The 18146-nt window shown below is 65.7% G+C and carries 15 protein-coding genes and 1 other RNA gene; 7 read left to right on the plus strand and 9 right to left on the minus strand.

Going from position 1 to position 18146, the window contains the following annotated elements:
* Window positions 1–97: 97 nt before the first annotated feature.
* From ABIE08_RS08910 to ABIE08_RS08930, 5 genes are all read right to left on the minus strand, one after another.
* On the minus strand, window positions 98–604 hold the full coding sequence (locus ABIE08_RS08910; protein ID WP_436409542.1) for a dihydrofolate reductase: 507 nt from the start codon (window positions 602–604) through the stop codon (window positions 98–100).
* Window positions 605–606: 2 nt separating this feature from the next.
* The gene (locus ABIE08_RS08915; protein ID WP_354550374.1) at window positions 607–1137 is read right to left on the minus strand and encodes a TIGR00645 family protein; all 531 of its coding nucleotides are present in this window, start codon (window positions 1135–1137) and stop codon (window positions 607–609) included.
* 39 nt (window positions 1138–1176) lie between these two features.
* The gene (locus tag ABIE08_RS08920) at window positions 1177–1692 is read right to left on the minus strand and encodes a GNAT family N-acetyltransferase (RefSeq protein WP_354550376.1); all 516 of its coding nucleotides are present in this window, start codon (window positions 1690–1692) and stop codon (window positions 1177–1179) included.
* 14 nt (window positions 1693–1706) lie between these two features.
* Window positions 1707–2711, minus strand: a complete 1005-nt coding sequence (locus ABIE08_RS08925; RefSeq protein WP_354550377.1) for a DUF4424 domain-containing protein — start codon at window positions 2709–2711, stop codon at window positions 1707–1709.
* Between the two features lie 90 nt (window positions 2712–2801).
* Window positions 2802–3596 carry a thymidylate synthase gene (locus ABIE08_RS08930; protein WP_354550378.1) on the minus strand — a complete coding sequence of 265 codons (795 nt, stop codon included), beginning with the start codon at window positions 3594–3596 and terminating at the stop codon, window positions 2802–2804.
* Between the two features lie 169 nt (window positions 3597–3765).
* Between ABIE08_RS08930 and ABIE08_RS08935 the strand changes: the two genes are divergently transcribed.
* Window positions 3766–4356: a hypothetical protein gene (locus ABIE08_RS08935; protein WP_354550380.1), complete on the plus strand. Its 591-nt coding sequence runs from the start codon at window positions 3766–3768 to the stop codon at window positions 4354–4356.
* Window positions 4357–4370: 14 nt separating this feature from the next.
* Here the strand turns inward: ABIE08_RS08935 and ABIE08_RS08940 are convergent, their stop codons facing one another.
* Complete coding sequence (locus tag ABIE08_RS08940; RefSeq protein ID WP_354550381.1) at window positions 4371–5576, minus strand: multidrug effflux MFS transporter; 1206 nt, start codon at window positions 5574–5576, stop codon at window positions 4371–4373.
* Window positions 5577–5868: 292 nt separating this feature from the next.
* Between ABIE08_RS08940 and ssrA the strand changes: the two genes are divergently transcribed.
* The 5 genes from ssrA (at window position 5869) to ABIE08_RS08965 (ending at window position 9202) form a co-directional block, all read left to right on the plus strand.
* Window positions 5869–6226, plus strand: a transfer-messenger RNA (tmRNA) gene (gene ssrA / locus ABIE08_RS08945).
* 262 nt (window positions 6227–6488) lie between these two features.
* Window positions 6489–7007 (plus strand): SspB family protein, encoded by a 519-nt coding sequence (locus ABIE08_RS08950; RefSeq protein ID WP_354550382.1) that lies wholly within the window; start codon window positions 6489–6491, stop codon window positions 7005–7007.
* A gap of 57 nt (window positions 7008–7064) precedes the next feature.
* Window positions 7065–8456: a class II fumarate hydratase gene (fumC, locus tag ABIE08_RS08955; RefSeq protein WP_354550384.1), complete on the plus strand. Its 1392-nt coding sequence runs from the start codon at window positions 7065–7067 to the stop codon at window positions 8454–8456.
* A gap of 297 nt (window positions 8457–8753) precedes the next feature.
* Window positions 8754–8954, plus strand: a complete 201-nt coding sequence (locus tag ABIE08_RS08960; RefSeq protein ID WP_354550385.1) for a DUF4169 family protein — start codon at window positions 8754–8756, stop codon at window positions 8952–8954.
* Entirely contained in the window at window positions 8951–9202 is a 252-nt protein-coding gene (locus ABIE08_RS08965; protein ID WP_354550386.1) for a ribbon-helix-helix domain-containing protein, read from the plus strand. The genes ABIE08_RS08960 and ABIE08_RS08965 overlap by 4 nt, the downstream gene beginning before the upstream one ends.
* Here the strand turns inward: ABIE08_RS08965 and ABIE08_RS08970 are convergent.
* The 3 genes from ABIE08_RS08970 to ABIE08_RS08980 form a co-directional block, all read right to left on the minus strand.
* Window positions 9189–12989 (minus strand): AsmA family protein, encoded by a 3801-nt coding sequence (locus tag ABIE08_RS08970; RefSeq protein ID WP_354551634.1) that lies wholly within the window; start codon window positions 12987–12989, stop codon window positions 9189–9191. The two genes, ABIE08_RS08965 and ABIE08_RS08970, sit on opposite strands and share 14 nt — an antisense overlap.
* Window positions 12990–12995: 6 nt before the next feature.
* Window positions 12996–14417 (minus strand): FAD-binding oxidoreductase, encoded by a 1422-nt coding sequence (locus ABIE08_RS08975; RefSeq protein ID WP_354550387.1) that lies wholly within the window; start codon window positions 14415–14417, stop codon window positions 12996–12998.
* Window positions 14418–14591: 174 nt separating this feature from the next.
* Window positions 14592–15575, minus strand: coding sequence for a zinc-binding dehydrogenase (locus ABIE08_RS08980; protein ID WP_354550389.1), 984 nt, complete (start codon window positions 15573–15575; stop codon window positions 14592–14594).
* 190 nt (window positions 15576–15765) lie between these two features.
* Here ABIE08_RS08980 and ABIE08_RS08985 point away from each other — a divergent pair, with 190 nt between their 5' ends.
* Window positions 15766–18114, plus strand: a complete 2349-nt coding sequence (locus ABIE08_RS08985; RefSeq protein ID WP_354550390.1) for an ATP-dependent helicase — start codon at window positions 15766–15768, stop codon at window positions 18112–18114.
* Window positions 18115–18146: the final 32 nt, after the last annotated feature.

Here is an 18146-nt window from a genome sequence, read left to right on the forward strand (position 1 = left end):
TCGAAGCAAGAGAAGCCCCGGATATGCGGCCTCTGCAGGGCCTCAGCGGGCTGGAAGTGGTGTGCAGGCGTCGCGCTTTCAACTTGGGTGCGGCCGTTTATCCACGACGTCGTTGATAGATGGTAAAGCGGGTCGCCGCCGTATCCGACGCGCCGGGGGGAACGTCCTCGCTCGAAACCACTTCCCATACAGACGGATCGATGTCCGGGAAGTGGGTATCGCCGGCGGGCTCCGCCTCGACATGGGTGATGTAGAGACGGTCGGCCCGATCGAGGAAGGCGCGGTAGATCTCGCCCCCGCCGATCACCATCGCCTCGGCCTCCGCCTCCTCGCCGGCGGCTTCCGCCGCCGCCAGCGCCGCTTCCAGCGTCGGCACGACGACCACGCCCTGGGGCGCGAAGGCCTTGTCCCGCGTCAGGACAATATTGACGCGGTTGGGCAAGGGGCGGCCGATCGAGGCGAAGGTCTTGCGGCCCATGATCACCGGCTTGCCGGTCGTCAGCGCCTTGAAGCGCTTGAGGTCTGTCGACAGCTTCCACGGCATGTCGCCGTCACTGCCGATGACGCCATTGGCGGCCACCGCCGCGATGATCGAGAGCCGCATCGTCATGGCGCCTTCGGCGCAGCCGCCGCCTTGCTGGCCTTCGGTCCGGCCGAGATCCGGTCGACCAGGGCCAGCAGCAGGGCGGAGACGACGAAGGTCATGTGCAGGATCGTCGACCACATGATCTTGTCGTTGGTATATTCGTTGGCGTTCAGGAACACCTGCAGCAGGTGGATCGACGAGATCGCGACGATGGACGACGCCACCTTGATCTTCAGGCTGCCGGAATCGAGCTTGCCGAGCCAGGAAAGGTCGTGGTTGGCGGAGTCGAAGCGACTGACGTAATTCTCGTAGGACGAGATCATCACCATGACCACGAGGCTGGCGACCAGCGCCGCGTCGATCAGGCCGAGCATGGCCAGGATCATGTCGGATTCATCGTAGACGAAGACGTTGAGCGCGACTTTCCAGAACTTGGACATGAAGGACAGTGCATACAGCACCAGCGCCGCGCCAAGGCCGCCATAGAAGATCACCAGCAGCCAGCGGGCTGACATGATGATCTTTTCGATGGAGTTTTCGAGGGATTTCAAGGGGGGAGGCTCCGTGGATCTGAGGCCAGCATATACGGATCAGGGAACCGTTTCGCCAACCCTCCCCCGCTGCTGAAATGTTGAACCGAGACGGAAAAGCGCATCGCCTTCCACCCGGCAGCGCTGCCACTCGGTCAGGATCCGAGCGCCCTGCGCCTCGTAGAAGGCGATCGAGGGCGCGTTCCAGTCGAGTACGGACCACTCGTAGCGACCGAGCCCCTCCGCGACGCAGCGCTCGGCCAGGCCGGCGAGCAGCGCCTTGCCCACGCCATGGCCACGGAATTCCGGCCGGACGAACAGATCCTCCAGATAGATGCCATGCCGGCCGTTGAAGGTGGAGAAGGTGTAGAACCACAGCGCGAAGCCGGCCGGCTCGCCGTTCCACTCTGCGATCTCGCAGAACACCTTTGGCGCATCGCCGAATAGCGCCGCGTCGATCGCGGCCGCGTCGGCCTCGACCTCGTGCAAGAGCTTCTCGTAGTCGGCGAGTTCGCGGACGAATTCGAGCACCAGCGGCGCGTCGCCCGGGCGGGCGTGGCGAAGGACAAGAGACATGATGCGCTCCGGGTTCAGGGCTCGCGGGGCTGAAGGATCAGGATGTCGAGGTCCTGCTGCGGATCGAAATCCGTCTTCACCACCTCGAACTGCGTCGGGCTGATCTTCTTCACGCCCTCGGCGCAGAAGGAAACCAGGTTCTTCGGCGCGCCCTTGTCCACGACCAGCCGGAACTTGGCGATCGGGCCGGCCCAATTGCTGCCGGTACGCAGCACATAGGAGATGCGGTTCTCGAACAGGCTGTTGCCGCCGTCCGGCTTGAGCCCCGCCCGCGCCGCCTTCAGGAAGGCGTCGTCCATGCAGTATTTCTGGCGGTAGACCTCGAACCAGGGCTCCGACTGCGCCTCGGGCGCGACGAAGGAAACATCGGCGCTCTGCCCGACGCTCGGCTTGTAGCTGTGCTCGACGACGATACGCTTGCCGGCGGGAAAGGTCTGCTCGCGGTAGAAGGCGGTCGAGAGCAGCCAGTTCGGCGCCAGATGCTTCACCATCCCCTTGCCGTCATTGTCATATTCGTCGATCGCCGCGAGGCCGAGCTGGACCAGATTGTCCTTGTCCGGCTGGGCCAGCGCGTCGAGCGCCTTGCGCGTCGCATCCAGATGCAGCGCCAGCGGCACGCCGAGGCTGGTCAGCAGCGGCGTCTGGTCGATGCCGAGCGCCGAAGCGCGCTGCTGCACCTTGGTCTCGACCGGCTTGCCGTCGACCGTCGTCTTGAAGCCCAGGAAGTTCTCCGGCTCTTCGACGGGAATCGACACCATGAAGTCGATGCTGCCCTGGATGTCGGGCATCGGAAACGCGACCAGCGTCGTGATGTCGTGGTCCGAATGGTTCTCGAAGGTGTAGCGAACCCGGACCTCGTCGAGCGAGATGAACAGGTCCTCCGACTGCATCTCTATGTCCTCGGTCAGGACATAGACGAGGCCGCCGGTCGAAAGGGCCGCGGTGGAATCATTGGCGCTGGCCGGCAATGCCGACGCGGCGGCGAGCAGGGCGGCAAGGCAGGCGGTCGCGGCGCGCATGAGGGAACTCCAGCCAGAAAAAACCGACCCCAGATCTACCAGCCCCCTGCCCCGCCGGTCGAGCCCGACGGCACCCGGGCGTAACGCCGGTCACACCGCGATCGGCGCCTTGATGGCGGGCTCGGGATCGTAGCCGACGAGCTCGAAATCCTCGAAGCGGAAATCCTCGATCCGCTTCACCTCGGGATTGAGCTTCATGGTCGGCAGCGCGCGCGGCGTGCGCGAGAGCTGCAGCTTCGCCTGCTCCAGATGGTTGGAGTAAAGATGCGCGTCGCCGAAGGTGTGGACGAAATCGCCGGGTTTCAGCCCCGTCACCTGCGCCACCATCATGGTGAGCAGCGCATAGGAGGCGATGTTGAACGGCACGCCGAGGAAGATGTCGGCCGAGCGCTGGTAGAGCTGGCAGGAAAGCCGCCCCTCGGCGACATAGAACTGGAACAGGCTGTGGCAGGGCGGCAGCGCCATATCGTCGACCTGCGCCGGGTTCCAGGCGGAAACGATCAGCCGGCGCGAATCCGGCTTGGTGCGGATCATCTCGATGACATTGGCGAGCTGGTCGATGGCGCTGCCATCCGGGGCCGGCCAGGAACGCCACTGCGCGCCATAGACCGGGCCGAGATCGCCGTTCTCGTCCGCCCACTCGTCCCAGATCGAAACGCCGTTTTCCTTGAGGTAGCGGATGTTGGTGTCGCCGGCGACGAACCAGAGGAGTTCATGGAGGATCGAGCGCAGATGCGCCTTCTTGGTCGTGACCAGCGGGAAGCCATCGGCGAGATTGAAGCGCATCTGGTAGCCGAACACGGAAAGCGTGCCGGTTCCGGTGCGGTCTTCCTTGCGGACGCCGTGGTCCAGGACGTGCTGCATGAGATCGAGATATTGGCGCATCGATAAGTCCGGCAGAGATTCGAGGTTTGCGCGACCATACAACGGGCGGGCGCGATCGCGGACCCGGAATTTGCACCGCGCGCGGGACTGGGTTCAACTGGCGGGCGGCCACGCCGGGTCGAGGGTGAGACTCGGCGGCGGAGTCGCACCCGCCCTCCTGGAGCACGGCATGTCGCAGACCATCGCCAACCCCGACGTCTACCTGCATGTCCGCGTCATCATCGGCATCATCCTCGGCCTCAGCGTCTCGCGGCTGCTGAACGGGGTGAGCCGGTTCGCCCAGCATCCGCTGCGCAATCCCGTCTTCGTCACGCACCTGCTCTGGGTGGCCTTCGCCTTCCTCTGCGTGGTGCATTTCTGGTGGTTCGAGTTCTACCTCGCCTCCGTCCGCGTTTGGACCTTCGAGCTCTATATCTTCATCATCGTCTATGCGAGCCTGTACTTCATCCTCTGCGCCACGCTCTTTCCGGACAGCATGGCGGAGTATTCCGGCTATGAAGACTACTTCATGTCGCGCCGGAAGTGGTTCTACGGCCTGATCGCCGTTATTTTTCTCGTCGATCTGGTCGACACCGCGATCAAGGGCAGCGAGCACTTCCACTCGTTCGGGTTCGTCTACCCCGCACGGAACATCATCTATTCCGGCGTGGCGATCTACGCGATGTTCGTCAGCGACAAGCGCTTCCACCTGACCATCGCGATTCTCGCCCTCGCCTTCCAGGTCTTCTGGATCCTGCGCGCCTTCAGCACCCTGCAATAGGACGCGCGCCGGCCCTATTCGGCCGGCGCCGCCAGCGGACGGCCACGACGGCCGAGCGTCACCTGGGTCAGCGTGAAGGCGATGACGCCGCAGGCCGCGATGCCCGCGATCATCGGCAACGCCGTGCCGTCGAGGAACAGCCCGACCACCGCCATCACGACCGCGCCCGTCACCATCTGCAACGTGCCCATCAGCGCCGAGGCGGTGCCGGCGATCTCGCCATGCTCGTCCAGCGCCAGAACGGCGGAGGTGGGGATGACGAGGCCCAGGAAGCCATTGCCGATGAACAGCATGCCGATGATCACCGCCAGCCCGTCAACGCCCGCCAGCACGAGCAGGAACAGGAGGACGACCGAGGCGGCAAAGCCGGTCACGGCGATGCTCATCACCTTGGCCAGGCCGAACATCGCGCCGAGCTTGCCGTTCAGCTGCGAGAAGCCGAAGAACGACACGGCGTTGACCGAGAAGGCCAGGCTGTATTGGGTCGGCGTCAGGCCATAATGGTCGATCAGCACGAAGGACGAATTCGCGAGATAGGCGAAGAAGCTCGAAATGCCGAAGGCGCCGATGAAGACCAGGCCGAGGAAGTGGCGGTCGCGCAGCAGCTGCCAATAGCCGGCGATCGCGCTGCCGACGCCGCTTTCGACCCGATCCTCCGCCGGCCGAGTCTCGTCCAGCGCCAGGGCCAGCAGGACCAGGCCGAGAATGGCCGCCACCATGACGATCCAGAAGATGGCGCGCCACGAGGCGAACGCCGTCACGGCGCTGCCGGCGAGCGGCGCCAGGATCGGCGAGATGCTGAAGACCAGCATCAGCATCGACATCAGCTTGGCCGCCTCGTTGCCGGTGTGCAGGTCGCGCACGATGGCGCGCGGCACCACCATGCCGGCACAGGCGCCGAGGCCCTGGATGAAGCGGAACAGGATCAGCATCTCGACATTCGGCGCCAGCGCGCAGCCGATGCTGGCGAGCGCGAACAGGACGAGGCCGAAATAGAGCGGCGGCTTGCGGCCCACCATATCGGCGACCGGCCCATAGATGAGCTGGCCGAGACCGACGGAGATGAAGAAGGCCATCAGGCTCATCTGCACGGCGCTGGTCGAAGCGCCGAGATCCTGCCCGATCGCCGGCAGCGCCGGCAGATACATGTCGATCGCGAAGGGACCGATGGCGCTCAACAGGCCGAGCACGACCGCATAGCGCAGGAGGGATGAGGACATGACGAACACCATGAATGCGGACGACCCGGCGCATCGCAGGACGGCAAAGCCATCGCGAACCCGGATCCCCGTATGAAATTGGACAGCCGATCCGGCAAGCGAGGCCGGCATCTTTTTGTAATGATCGGCACAGTAACTAGCAGCAATGCCGCGAGCGTCAAGTTGGATTATGGGCCAAGAATCGCAAAACGCCCCGAAGTGGCCCGTCTGCAACGCCTGACGGCCTGTTTCGCCCCCTGCCGCGACGTTTCCCGTGCGCATCCCGGCCGGGAACGGCTCGACGGGACAACAACACCTTTTCAGGGGCGTTTCGATCCCCTATATCAGGTTCGCCGGTGCAAGCCGGCTATGGCGATAAACTGTCATCGAAATAAACCCATCGGACCCGGGGGCGGTACCCGGCGCCTCCACCCAAGCCCATCCCAACAGGATGGTTTTCGGCGGGGGCGAAATAGGATCGACGAGGGCGTAAAGGGTGTTCTTTCGCTCGGCATGGTACCGCCGTTATCGGACCAAATCTGTAGTTGCAAACGACAACTATGCTAAGGTCGCTGTCGCCGCGTAAGCGGTGCCGGAACCTGAATAAAAGTCCTCCCGGTTAGCACCGGACAGGCGGGGTTCGGAGGCACCTGGCAACAGAAGCCTCCACTTTCATCCTTCGAGTGCGACAACCGTTTCTCCTGCCCGCCGGTGCGAATCGCGCCGGGCGTTGCGTTTGGGCGCCGGATTGCCGCCCCGGTATTCACCTTTTCGGCGAAGCTTCCCGGCGCGACCTTGACTTATCCGGGCTGGAGATCGAGTTTTCGAAACAACGAGGCTCGTCAGGGGGCCTTTTTTGGCGCGGGTCCGCGGCTTGCCGCATCGGGTGCCTGTCTTGATCCCGACCGCATTGATTCTGGGTAGTCGCCGTTCATGGCCGAAGATCTTATCCGCTACGACATTCTCGCCCAGGACGCGCTTCGCGGCGTCGTGCGCAAGGTGCTGGCCGAAGTCGCCAAGACGGGGCTTCCCGGCGACCATCACTTCTACATCACCTTCGAAACCCGGGCGCCCGGCGTCCGCGTCTCGACCCGGCTGATGACCGACTACCCCGAGGAAATGACGATCATCATCCAGCATCAGTACTGGGACCTCTCGGTCACGGAACATGCCTTCGAGATCGGCCTCTCCTTCAAGGGCGTGCCGGAGCGCCTGCTGGTGCCGTTCACGGCGCTGAAGTCCTTCGTCGATCCCTCGGTCCAGTTCGGCCTGCAGTTCGAGACCGCCGCTGCCGATGAGGATGCGCTGGAAGGCAGCCACGAGATGGAAGACGTCGATACGTCGCCGCTCGTACTCGATACGCCGGATCGTTCCGACGAGGCGCCCGCCGAGCCTTCCGATAAGCCGGCCGCCGAGGTCGTGCGTCTCGACGCGTTCCGCAAGAAGAGCTAATCCCTCCCTGACTTTTCCTGAACGGCGCCGCGCCAGCGGCTGATAGAGGCTGACTTCATGACAACGACCCGCATCGAAACGGATACTTTCGGCCCGATCGAAGTGGCTTCCGACCGCTATTGGGGCGCGCAGGCGCAGCGTTCGCTCGGCAACTTCAAGATCGGCCTCGAGAAGCAGCCGCTGCCGATCGTGCGGGCGCTCGGCGTCGTCAAATATGCGGCGGCGCAGGTCAATGCCAAGCTCGGTCGCCTCGACCCGGACATCGCCCGCGCCATCGAGGCCGCCGCGCAGGAGGTGATCGACGGCAAGCTCGACGACCATTTCCCGCTCGTCGTCTGGCAGACCGGCTCCGGCACGCAGTCGAACATGAACGCCAATGAGGTGATCTCGAACCGCGCCATCGAGATGCTGGGCGGGGTGATGGGCTCCAAGAAGCCCGTGCACCCGAACGACCACGTCAATATGAGCCAGTCGTCGAACGACACCTATCCGACGGCGATGCACATCGCCTCGGCCGAGGAAATCGTCCACCGTCTGCTGCCGGCGCTGAAGCACCTTCATGCCGCGCTTGCCGCCAAGTCAAAGGAATGGGCCGGCATCGTCAAGATCGGCCGCACCCATACGCAGGACGCGACCCCGCTGACGCTCGGCCAGGAATTCTCCGGCTACGCCCAGCAGGTCGAGAACGGCATCCGCCGCATCGAGATGACGCTGCCCGACCTGATGCAGCTCGCTCAGGGCGGCACAGCGGTCGGCACGGGCCTCAACGCCCCGGTCGGCTTCGCCGAGGATGTCGCCGCCGCGATCGCCGCGATCACCGGCCTGCCCTTCACCTCCGCCCCGAACAAGTTCGAGGCGCTGGCGGCCCATGACGCCATGGTGTTCAGCCACGGCGCCATCAACACGGTCGCCGGCTCGCTGTTCAAGATCGCCAATGACATCCGCCTGCTCGGCTCCGGCCCGCGCGCCGGCCTCGGCGAGCTGTCGCTGCCGGAAAACGAGCCCGGCTCGTCGATCATGCCGGGCAAGGTCAATCCGACCCAGTGCGAGGCGATGACCCAGGTCTGCGTCCAGGTGTTCGGCAACCAGGCCGCCATCACCTTCGCCGGCAGCCAGGGCCATTTCGAGCTCAACGTCTACAATCCGGTGATGGCCTACAACTTCCTGCAGTCGGTGCGCATCCTCGCCGACGCGGCCGTGTCCTTCACCGACAATTGCGTCGTCGGCATCGAGCCGCGCCTCGACAACATCAAGTCGGGCGTCGAGCGCTCGCTGATGCTCGTCACTGCGCTGGCGCCGAAGATTGGCTACGACAACGCCGCCAAGATCGCGAAGACGGCGCACAAGAACGGCACGACGCTGCGCGAGGAAGCCGTCGTCGGCGGCTATGTGACCTCCGAGGAGTTCGACGAGATCGTCCGCCCCGAGGACATGATCGGCCCGAAATAGTCGGAATCTCGAACGGCTTGATATCGATCAAAGCGGGGCGCATCATGAGCAGGTTACCTGCGCATGGAGCGCCTCGTGAGTTTTTACGCCAGCGATGTAACGAGTAGCCGGCAACAGCCGCCCCGACGGAAGAAGCCAGATTAGCTGGCGTATCGTTTGGCTGCGCCCCGGCAATCTCGATGTGTTGTCATGGCCCAGGCCCACCGGTGCCCGAGGGGCTTTTCATGGAATTCGCCCCCTTCCGCAATGACCGCATCGGATCAAGGCCGCCTGGGCGGCCCATCGGGGAGATCGAGCATGACGGCAGAAATCATCAATCTGAACCGCCTCCGCAAGGAAAAAGCCCGCGCCGAGAAGGCTGCGACGGCCGAGGAAAACCGCGTCCGCTTCGGCCGCACCCGCGCCCAGAAGGCGCTGGACAGGATCTCGGCCGAAAAGGCCCGGCATCACGTCGACAACCATCGCCGTGACGACGAGGAAGATCCCACACCGGCATGAAGAAGCGTTCGGTCTCGATTGCCGGCCACCAGACGTCGATCTCGATCGAGGAGCCGTTCTGGCTGGCGCTGCGCGGGCTCGCCACGGAGCGCGGCCAGAGCCTGGCCGGCCTGATCGCCACGATTGACGGCGAACGCGCGGCCGAGACCAACCTCTCCTCCGCCATCCGCCTCGCCGTGCTCGCCTGGTATCAGGCGCGGCTCGAGGCCATCACGCCGACAGACCAGGCGCCCATCAGTTCGGAATAGATTCCGGCGGCGTCAGCCGCATCGGCGCGCCGCTATCGGCCGGTGGCACAGCCCGGCCCGGCGGAGTCGGCGGAACATCGCGCAGCAGGGATTCGATCCCGTTGGTGAAATCGAGCTGCTGGCGCTGCTCGGCCTCGGCGGCCCGGCGCGCACGCTCTTGGCGCTGCGCCTCGGCCTTGCGCGCAGCCTCGGCTGCCTTCTTGGCGGCGGCGGCCTCCGCCGCGGCCTTCTTCGCAGCCTGCTTGGCAGCCGCCTCGGCGGCCAGCCTGGCCTCCTCCGCCTTGCGGGCAGCATCCGACCGGCGCTGGTCGTCCTCGCGGGCAAAGCGAACCAGACGGTTGAGCTTTTCCTTTTCCAGGATCTCGGCCTGCAGCTTCTCGATCCGCTCGACTTCGCGCTCGAAGGCGCGCACCGACAGGAAGCCGGCGAGCGGCGCCACATCGATGCGCCGCGTCGGCGCATCCAGCGGCCCGGAGAAGACGAGCCCCACCTGCGGGATCGCCCCGCTCACCCGATCCTCGCCCGGATCGATCGTGAGGGTCCACTGGCTGTCAATCGTGTCTGCGTTCAGGTCGATCGTCGCGCCGCCCACCATCGTCGCGCTCTTGCTGACGACGTTGAGATTTTGCGCGCGGATCGTGCCGGCGGCGATCGAGAACGCGCCCTCGACGCGCTCGAAAGCCAGCGTGCCGGCATCGAGATAGCCCGCGAACAGCTTGCGCAGTTCCGCCTCGCCGATCTCGCGGCCGGCATTCGAGGCGCGGATCACGGCGCCAAACGCCTCCGGATTGACGAAGCGGGCCGAACCCTGCCCGATCGACAGCGAACCGCCGCCGGCAAGCGAGGAGACGACGCCGGAGACCGAGCGGCCGCTGCCGTCGAACTGGCCGGAGAAGTCGAACGTGCCGTCGGCGACCGACCGCCCGTCGCGCTGCCAGACGACGTCGGCGAGCGCCGCGCCCTTGACCGAAAGCTGCCCGGAGATGGCGGCGTCGCCTTCGGGATTGACGATAGACAGCGAGCCGGTCGCCTTGCCGCCGGCAAAATCGCCATTCGTCAGCCGCACTTCCGTCCGGTCGCCGGAGAAGCTCGATTCAACCGCCGCATTGGTGACGACTAGATTGTCGCTGATCGAAAGCCGATCGGCGGAAATCCGGAAGCTCGCGTCGAAGCCCTCGATCACCGGGCGCCCGAAGGTGGTCTTCGACCAGACGCTTTCCGTGTTGCTCAGGAGATCCGGCGGCAGCCCGAGGCCGAGCGCGGTGACCAGCGCCAGATCCGCCTCGTCGACCGCCACGTCGCCCTTCAGCTTCCAGCGGCCGGCATCGCGGCCGAAGTCGATCATGCCGCTCGAATAAGCGCCGCCGAGGCGGGCATCGCGGAAGGAAAGCGTTGCGCTGCCATCCTTGATGTCGAGCGACGTCGCCGCCTCCAGCGGCAGCTTCTCGGCAATGCCCGGCAGGCCCAGTCCGGCCAGCGACAGAGCCGGCGTGGCGTCGGCGCTGTTCGCCGTGACCGTGCCCTGGAAATTCGGCAGACCCGCATCATCAATACCGATCTTGCCGTCGCTCACATAGGAGAGGCCCGCGAATTCGCCTTTGATCGAGGCGGCCACGCCGTCGGCCAGCGTTCCGCCTCCGTCGACCGTCTCCACCGCGATCCGCGCGCGGCCGGGCTTGTCGAGCGGCAGCGCCTGATAGCCGAGCTGGCGCAGCAGATGCCCGGCGTCGGCGCTGTCCACGGCGGCCGAAACCTTGAGCTCGCCATCGCGCCATGCCGCCGGCGTTCCCTTGAAGCCGAGCGCCATGTCGATCGCGGTGCCGCCGGCCGTACCGTTCACCGTCAGATTGGCGTGCGTGATGCCGTCCTGGGCGCGGGCGCTGATGACCGAATCGAGGATCGCCGGGCCGAGCAGAGGCGCGGCGCTCTTGAACCAGCGCGCGATGCCGGTTGCCGGCACCAGCCGTTCGACGAGGGTCGATGCGCCGGTCAGGTCCGATGCGTCGATCGAAACGGAGAGCTGGCCGTTCGGCGCCCCGGCGAGATCCGCCACGCGACCGCTGGCCGTGATCGCGGCGCCCGCGACATTGCCGATCGAAAGCTTCCTGGCCACCAGGACGCCGCTCGAAAGGCTGCCGTCGACGACGACCTTTTCCAGCGTGACATCGTCGATATCGAGGGATTCCGTCGCAAGCTTGATCTGAAAATCATCGGCCAGACCACCGGTGTGGTTGAGGCTTTGCCCTGCAAACAGCTCGGTCAGCGCCGCAAGCTGGTTGTAGTCGAGGCGGTCCGCTGTCAGGTCAACGGTAAGGTTGCGCCGGCCGGTCGAGGAGGCCTGCTGCCAGGCGAGGTTGCCGCGCAGGTCCGAGTTCTGCATCTGCGCCGTCATGCCGGAGACGCCGAACGAGCCCGGCCCAAGGTGCAGCTGGCCGTTCATCTCGAAGGCGCGAAGCTGCGGCATCGCCGCCACCTTGCCGCCCCGCCACCAGGCGGCGAAGGTCGAGGGCTGATCCGACACCAGCCGCACGGCGCCGTCAAACGTCGCCTTGGGTGAAGTCGTGATGACGCCATCGGCCGCGAGGCGGGTACGCCCCGGCAGGTCTGCTCCCAGCTCCTCGATCTTCCAGCCATTCTCGGCAGTGACCGCGTCGAAACGCAGGTTCTGGATCACCGAACCGCCGATGACGATGCCGGGAATGTCGAAGCCGACCCGGCCCGGAATGGTCGGCACCGGAATTCCGGCGAGCCCCGTCACGATCGCCTGCGACGCGAGGTCGACGCTGGCCGGCTCGTTCGGCCCCTTGCCGATCGAGCGGTCGAGATCGAGCTGGCGCGCCTTCAGCACAGCGTCGAAGCGCATGGCCTTGCCGAGATCGACGGAAGCCGCGCCCGTCAGGCTGTAGGGCCGGTCCGCCGGTCCCTGCGACAGCGTGAAGGCCGGCAGCCGCAACTGTTCCGGGCGGAGATCGTAGCTGCCGGACGCCCGCCATCCGAGCGACGGCTTCTTGCCCGCCGGCGTGCCGTCATCGTCCTCGACATGCGCCAGCGTGAAATTGCCGGCCCAGGTCAGGCCCTTGTCGTCGAGACCGAGCGGACCCTCGGCCGAGACGGCGATCGGCATATTGGCCGGGTTGGCCTCCAGCTTGACGCGGATCGTATGATCGTCATCGCGCCGGCCGGTCGCGATCCGGAAGGTAGACGGCACGCCATCGGCGACGAGGCCGCCCTCGACCTTCCAGGGCCCCAGCAGCGAGCGCGCATCGACGGCCGCATTGATGCCGGTCAGCAATACCGAACGACCGGTGCGCAGGTCGCGATAGTCGATCGAACCGTCTGAAATATCGACCTTTTCCAGCGTCACGGCATCGGGATCGAGCGTCTTGGACGCCTCCGAGCGGCGCAGCCAGTCGGGCGTGCCATCGGCTCCGACCGTCACCTGCAGGCTCGGCCGGGTGATCGCCATGTCGACGACCTTGAACGTGCCTGTGATCAGGGGGATCAGCTCGATCCGGACAGCGAACCGGTCGATCTTCATCATCGGCTCGCCGGGGGTGCCGCCGACCCGAACATCGGTGAAGACGAGCGAAGGCATCGGCAGCAGGGAGGCATCGGCCGTGCCTGCCACGGTCACCGGCTGGCCAAGGATCTTCTCTGCCTCACGCTCGAAGGTCGAACGGAAGGCATTCCAGTCCACGAACCAAGGGATCACCAGCGCCGATACGAGAACGGCGATGATGATGCCCCCGATGATCAGATACAGCCTGTTCAGCTCAGCCTCCGCTATGCCACGTCATGCATCGGGCAGGATCTTGCCCGGATTGAGGATCCCGAGCGGGTCCAGCGCCGCCTTGATCACTCGCATGATGTCGAGACCGTGGCCATGCTCCTTGACGAGATATTTGCGCTTGCCCTGGCCGACGCCATGTTCGCCGGTGCAGGTGCCGTCAAGCGCGATGGCCCGCTCGTTCATCCGGCTGATCACGGCTTCCGCCTTAGCGATCTCTTCCGGATTGGTGATGTCGATCAGCAGCTGGGTGTGAAAATTGCCGTCACCGACATGGCCGACGACCGGCCCGATCAAGCCATTGGCCGCGATATCGGCGCTGGTTTCGGCCACGCATTCGGCCAGCATCGAGATCGGCACGCAGACGTCGGTCGAGACGCTCTGGATGGTGTCGCCGGGCCGAAGCCCCTTCACGGCGAAATAGGAATCGTGCCGCGCCTGCCAGAGCTTGGTGCGGTCCTCCGGACGCGTCGCCGAGGCGAATTCGCCGCCGTTGAATTCCTGCGCGATCGCGGCGAACTGCTCCGACTGTTCCAGCACCGAGGCCGGCGAGCCGTGGAACTCGAGGAACAGATGCGGCGTCTCGGGCAGGCCGAGCTTGGCGAACTCGTTGGTGGCGCGGATCATCATGGCGTCGCCGAGCTCGACGCGGGCGATCGGGATGCCGCTCTGGATCGTCAGGATCGCCGCGTTGCAGGCGTCCTCCACGGTCGGGAACGAGCAGACGCCGGCGGCGACCGATTCCGGCAGGCCATGCAGGCGTACCGTCACCTCGGTGATGATGCCGAGCGTCCCTTCCGAGCCGACCAGCAGGCGGGTCAGGTCATAGCCGGCCGAGCTCTTCTTGGCGCGGCTGCCGGTGCGGAGGATCGAGCCATCGGCCATGACGGCCGTCAAACGGACGACGTTCTCCCGCATCGTGCCATAGCGCACGGCATTGGTGCCGGAAGCGCGCGTCGCCGCCATGCCGCCAAGGCTGGCATCGGCGCCGGGATCGATCGGGAAGAAGAGGCCCTGGTCGCGGATGTAATTGTTGAGCTGGATGCGCGTGACGCCCGCCTCGACCGTGCAGTCGAGATCCTCGGCATGCACCGCGACGATCTTGTTCATCTGCGACAGGTCGATCGACACGCCGCCGAACGGCGCGTTGACATGGCCTTCCAGCGAGGTGCCGGTGCCGAAGGGGATGATCGGCACGCGGTGCGCGGCGCAGATCTTCACGATCTCGGAGACTTCCTCCGTCGACGTGGCGAACACCACCGCATCGGCCGGTTCGTTCGGGAGCCAGGTGGTCGTATTGGCATGCTGGCGCCGGACCTCGAGCCCGCGCGTAAAGCGCGAGCCGAAGCGCTCCTGCAGAAGATTGAGCGCCGTGGCGAGCGCCACTTCGTCACGCGCATCATCATGGCGCAGCGCCGAAACTACCATACTGAAAAGCCTCCCGAACGATTTCATGGCTCGCTCGCCATGGTGCGCGCAACCTAGCAAAACCATGCTGCCACGCCAAAGACTTCCTGCCGCTTTCGCGCCCTGCCCTGCGCCGAAATCGACGGTTTCACACGGCGCAGTGGCCCGACTCGGAATAGCCTACCAGCCGGTTCGTCACACCGAACCCCGGATGGCGATCTTGCCCGACCGGCCGGGCCGATCGCTGGCAGCGGCGGCCGCGGCCGCCTCCGTGAGGGCGAATCTTTCGTCGACGGTCAATCGGAGCTCGCCGGAGGCCGCCAGCCGGACCAGTTCGCCGATCAGGCGCCCCATTTCGACCTTGTCGGTCGACTGCATGCGCCGTGCGCCCCAGAACCCCTTCACGGACACCTGCCGGAAGATAAGGTCGCCGGAGCTGATCACCAGCGGCTTGTTCGACATCGCGCCGAAGGACATCAGCATTCCGCCCTCGGCCAGGAGGCTGGTGAGCCGGCCGCCCTCCTCGCCGCCGACGGAATCGACCGCCCGCAGGATCGACCCGCTGCCGACCAGCGCCCGAACACGATCCTCCCAGCCGGCGCTTTCTGTGGAGACGACGTTGTCGACGCCGAGCGCCGCGAGTTCGGCAATGCCCTCGTCGCGCCGGACCAGCCCCACGACCTTGATCCCGCGCGCCTTGGCCAGCATGGCAACAATCTTGCCGACCGCGCCATTGGCCGCGTTCTGGATCATCCACTGGCCGCTGCCGATCTGCAGGTCTTCCAGCAGCATCAGCGAACTGAGCGGCATCGCGATCAGCTGGCAGCCCGTGTCGTCGTCGATCGCGTCCGGCAGCGGCACCGCCGAGGCGGCCTTGGCCACGAAGCTTTCAGCCCAGGCACCCAGCACACCCGCGACAACGACGCGCTGGCCGATGGCCGGCACCGTTACGTCCGCGCCCTGCGCCTCGACGACGCCGACCGCCTCGCTGCCGCCGATCGCCGGCAGGACCGGCTTGTAGCCATAGGTGCCGCGAATGGTCCAAAGATCGTGGTTATGAATGGGCGACAGCGTCATGCGGACGCGGATCTCGCCGGGGCCGGGCTCCGGCGTCGGCCGCTCGCCGGTCACCAGAACCTCGGTCGGATCGCCGAAACGCTCGTAAATGGCCGCTTGCATGGGTCGCACTCCTGTTTCTCCTGCCCATAGGTAGCGCGCCCATGCCGCCCCCGCAAACCGCGCCGGAGCGGAAAAAGGCGGCCTCGCGCTTGGACAGGCGCGTTCTCCTTCTGTACGAAAGCTGGAATGGACGGCTGCCACGGTCCATATTTGTTCTCATGTATAGTTCTTCGAATCGACCGCCCCGCATATGACCGCTCCCTTCGACAGTTCCGCGCCCGTCCCGCGTCCCGGCGGCATTGCTGCGCGTGCGCTCGGCAAGGCGGCGCCGCCCGACTATCTCGCACGCCTCAATCCCGAGCAGCGCCTGGCTGTCGAGACGACGGAGGGACCGGTGCTGGTGCTCGCCGGCGCCGGCACGGGCAAGACGCGCGTGCTCACGACCCGCATCGCGCATCTGCTCGCCACCCAGAAGGCGTTCCCGAGCCAGATTTTGGCGGTCACCTTCACCAACAAGGCGGCGCGCGAGATGCGCCACCGCATCGGCGAACTGATCGGCCCCTCGGTCGAGGGCATGAACTGGCTTGGCACCTTCCACGCCATCGGCGTCAAGATCCTGCGCCGCCATGCCGAACTGGTCGGGCTGCGTTCGGATTTCACCATTCTCGACACCGACGACCAGATCCGCCTGATGAAGCAGGTGATCCAGGCCGAGGGCATAGACGAGAAGCGCTGGCCGGCGCGCCAGCTCGCCAACCTGATCGACAGCTGGAAGAACCGCGGCCTGTCGCCGAAGGACGTGCCGCCCGGCGATGGCGGCTCGTTCGCCGATGGCCGGGGCATCAAGCTCTACCAGGCCTATCAGGACCGGCTGAAGATGCTGAACGCCTGCGATTTCGGCGATCTGCTGCTGGAAAACCTGCGCCTGTTCCGCGAGCACCCCGACGTGCTCAAGGATTATCACCAGCGCTTCCACTACATGCTGGTCGACGAGTATCAGGACACCAACGTCGCGCAATATCTCTGGCTGCGCCTGCTGGCGCAGGGCCGCAAGAACATCTGCTGCGTCGGCGACGACGACCAGTCGATCTATGGCTGGCGCGGCGCCGAGGTCGACAACATCCTGCGCTTCGAGAAGGATTTTCCCGGCGCCGTCGTGATCAAGCTCGAGCGCAATTACCGCTCGACCTCGCATATCCTCGGCGCCGCCTCGCATCTGATCACCCACAATGAAGGCCGGCTCGGCAAGACGCTGTTCACCGACGCCGTCGATCCGGACGCCGCCCGCGTTCGCGTCGCTTCCTCCTGGGATTCGGAAGAGGAAGCCCGAGCCGTCGGCGAGGAGATCGAGGCGCTGCAGCGCCAGGGCCACAAGCTCAACGACATGGCGATCCTTGTCCGCGCCTCGTTCCAGATGCGCTCCTTCGAAGACCGCTTCGTCACGCTCGGCCTCAACTATCGCGTCATCGGCGGCCCGCGCTTCTATGAGCGGCAGGAAATCCGCGATGCCCTCGCCTATTTCCGAGTCGTCGTGCAGCCGTCCGACGACCTCGCCTTCGAACGCATCGTCAACGTGCCGAAGCGCGGCATCGGCGACACCACCGTGCGCCTGCTCTACGACCACGCCCGCGCCCGCCAGATCCCGATCATCCAGGCGGCCGATGAACTGGTGCATACCGAGGAGATCAAGCCGAAGACGCGCGGCGCGCTGCGCGAACTGCTGGCCTCATTCGAGCTCTGGCGCTCGAAGCTCGCCGCCATGAAGCATGGCGAGTTGGCGGAGATGATCCTGGAGGAGAGCGGCTACACCGAGATGTGGCAGCAGGACCGCTCGGCCGATGCGCCGGGGCGGCTGGAAAACCTGAAGGAACTGATCCGCTCGATGGAGGAATTCGAATCCCTCCCCGGCTTCCTCGAGCACATCGCCCTCGTCACCGACACCGACCGCGCCGAGAACCAGGATGCCGTCTCGATCATGACGCTGCATTCGGCCAAGGGGCTGGAATTCGAGACCGTGTTCCTTCCCGGCTGGGAGGAAGGCCTGTTCCCGCACCAGCGCGCGCTGGACGAGAGCGGTCGCGCCGGCCTCGAGGAAGAACGCCGCCTCGCCTATGTCGGCATCACCCGCGCCAAGCAGCGGGCGATGATCTGGTTCTCCTCGAACCGCCGCATCCATGGCCTCTGGCAGTCCAACGTGCCGTCGCGCTTCCTGGACGAATTGCCGGAGAAGCATGTCGAGGTGATCGAGCAGACGTCGAGCTATGGCGGCTACAATGTCGGCGGCGTCGGCAATTACGGCGCCAGCCGCTTCGACCGCGCCGACTCGTTCAGCAACACCTATTCGACGCCCGGCTGGCAGCGCGCCCAGGCGAACAAGGGCTCCGCCCAGGCGCATGCCCGCTCCGCCCCGCGCCAGATCGAGGGCGAGCTGGTGGCGAAATCGAGCGGCACCAACTCGAAATACGCGCTCGGCGAGCGCGTCTTCCATCAGAAGTTCGGCTATGGCGCGATCATCGAGATCGAAGGCAACAAGCTGACCGTCGATTTCGAGAAGACCGGCGCCAAGAAGGTCGTCGACAGCTTCGTAAGCAAGGGTTAGGGCGCGACATCGGGCTTGGAGGTTCGCTGCCG

Origin of the sequence: Kaistia defluvii, assembly GCF_040548815.1 — a bacterium.
Classification (GTDB): Bacteria; Pseudomonadota; Alphaproteobacteria; order Rhizobiales; family Kaistiaceae; genus Kaistia; species Kaistia defluvii_A.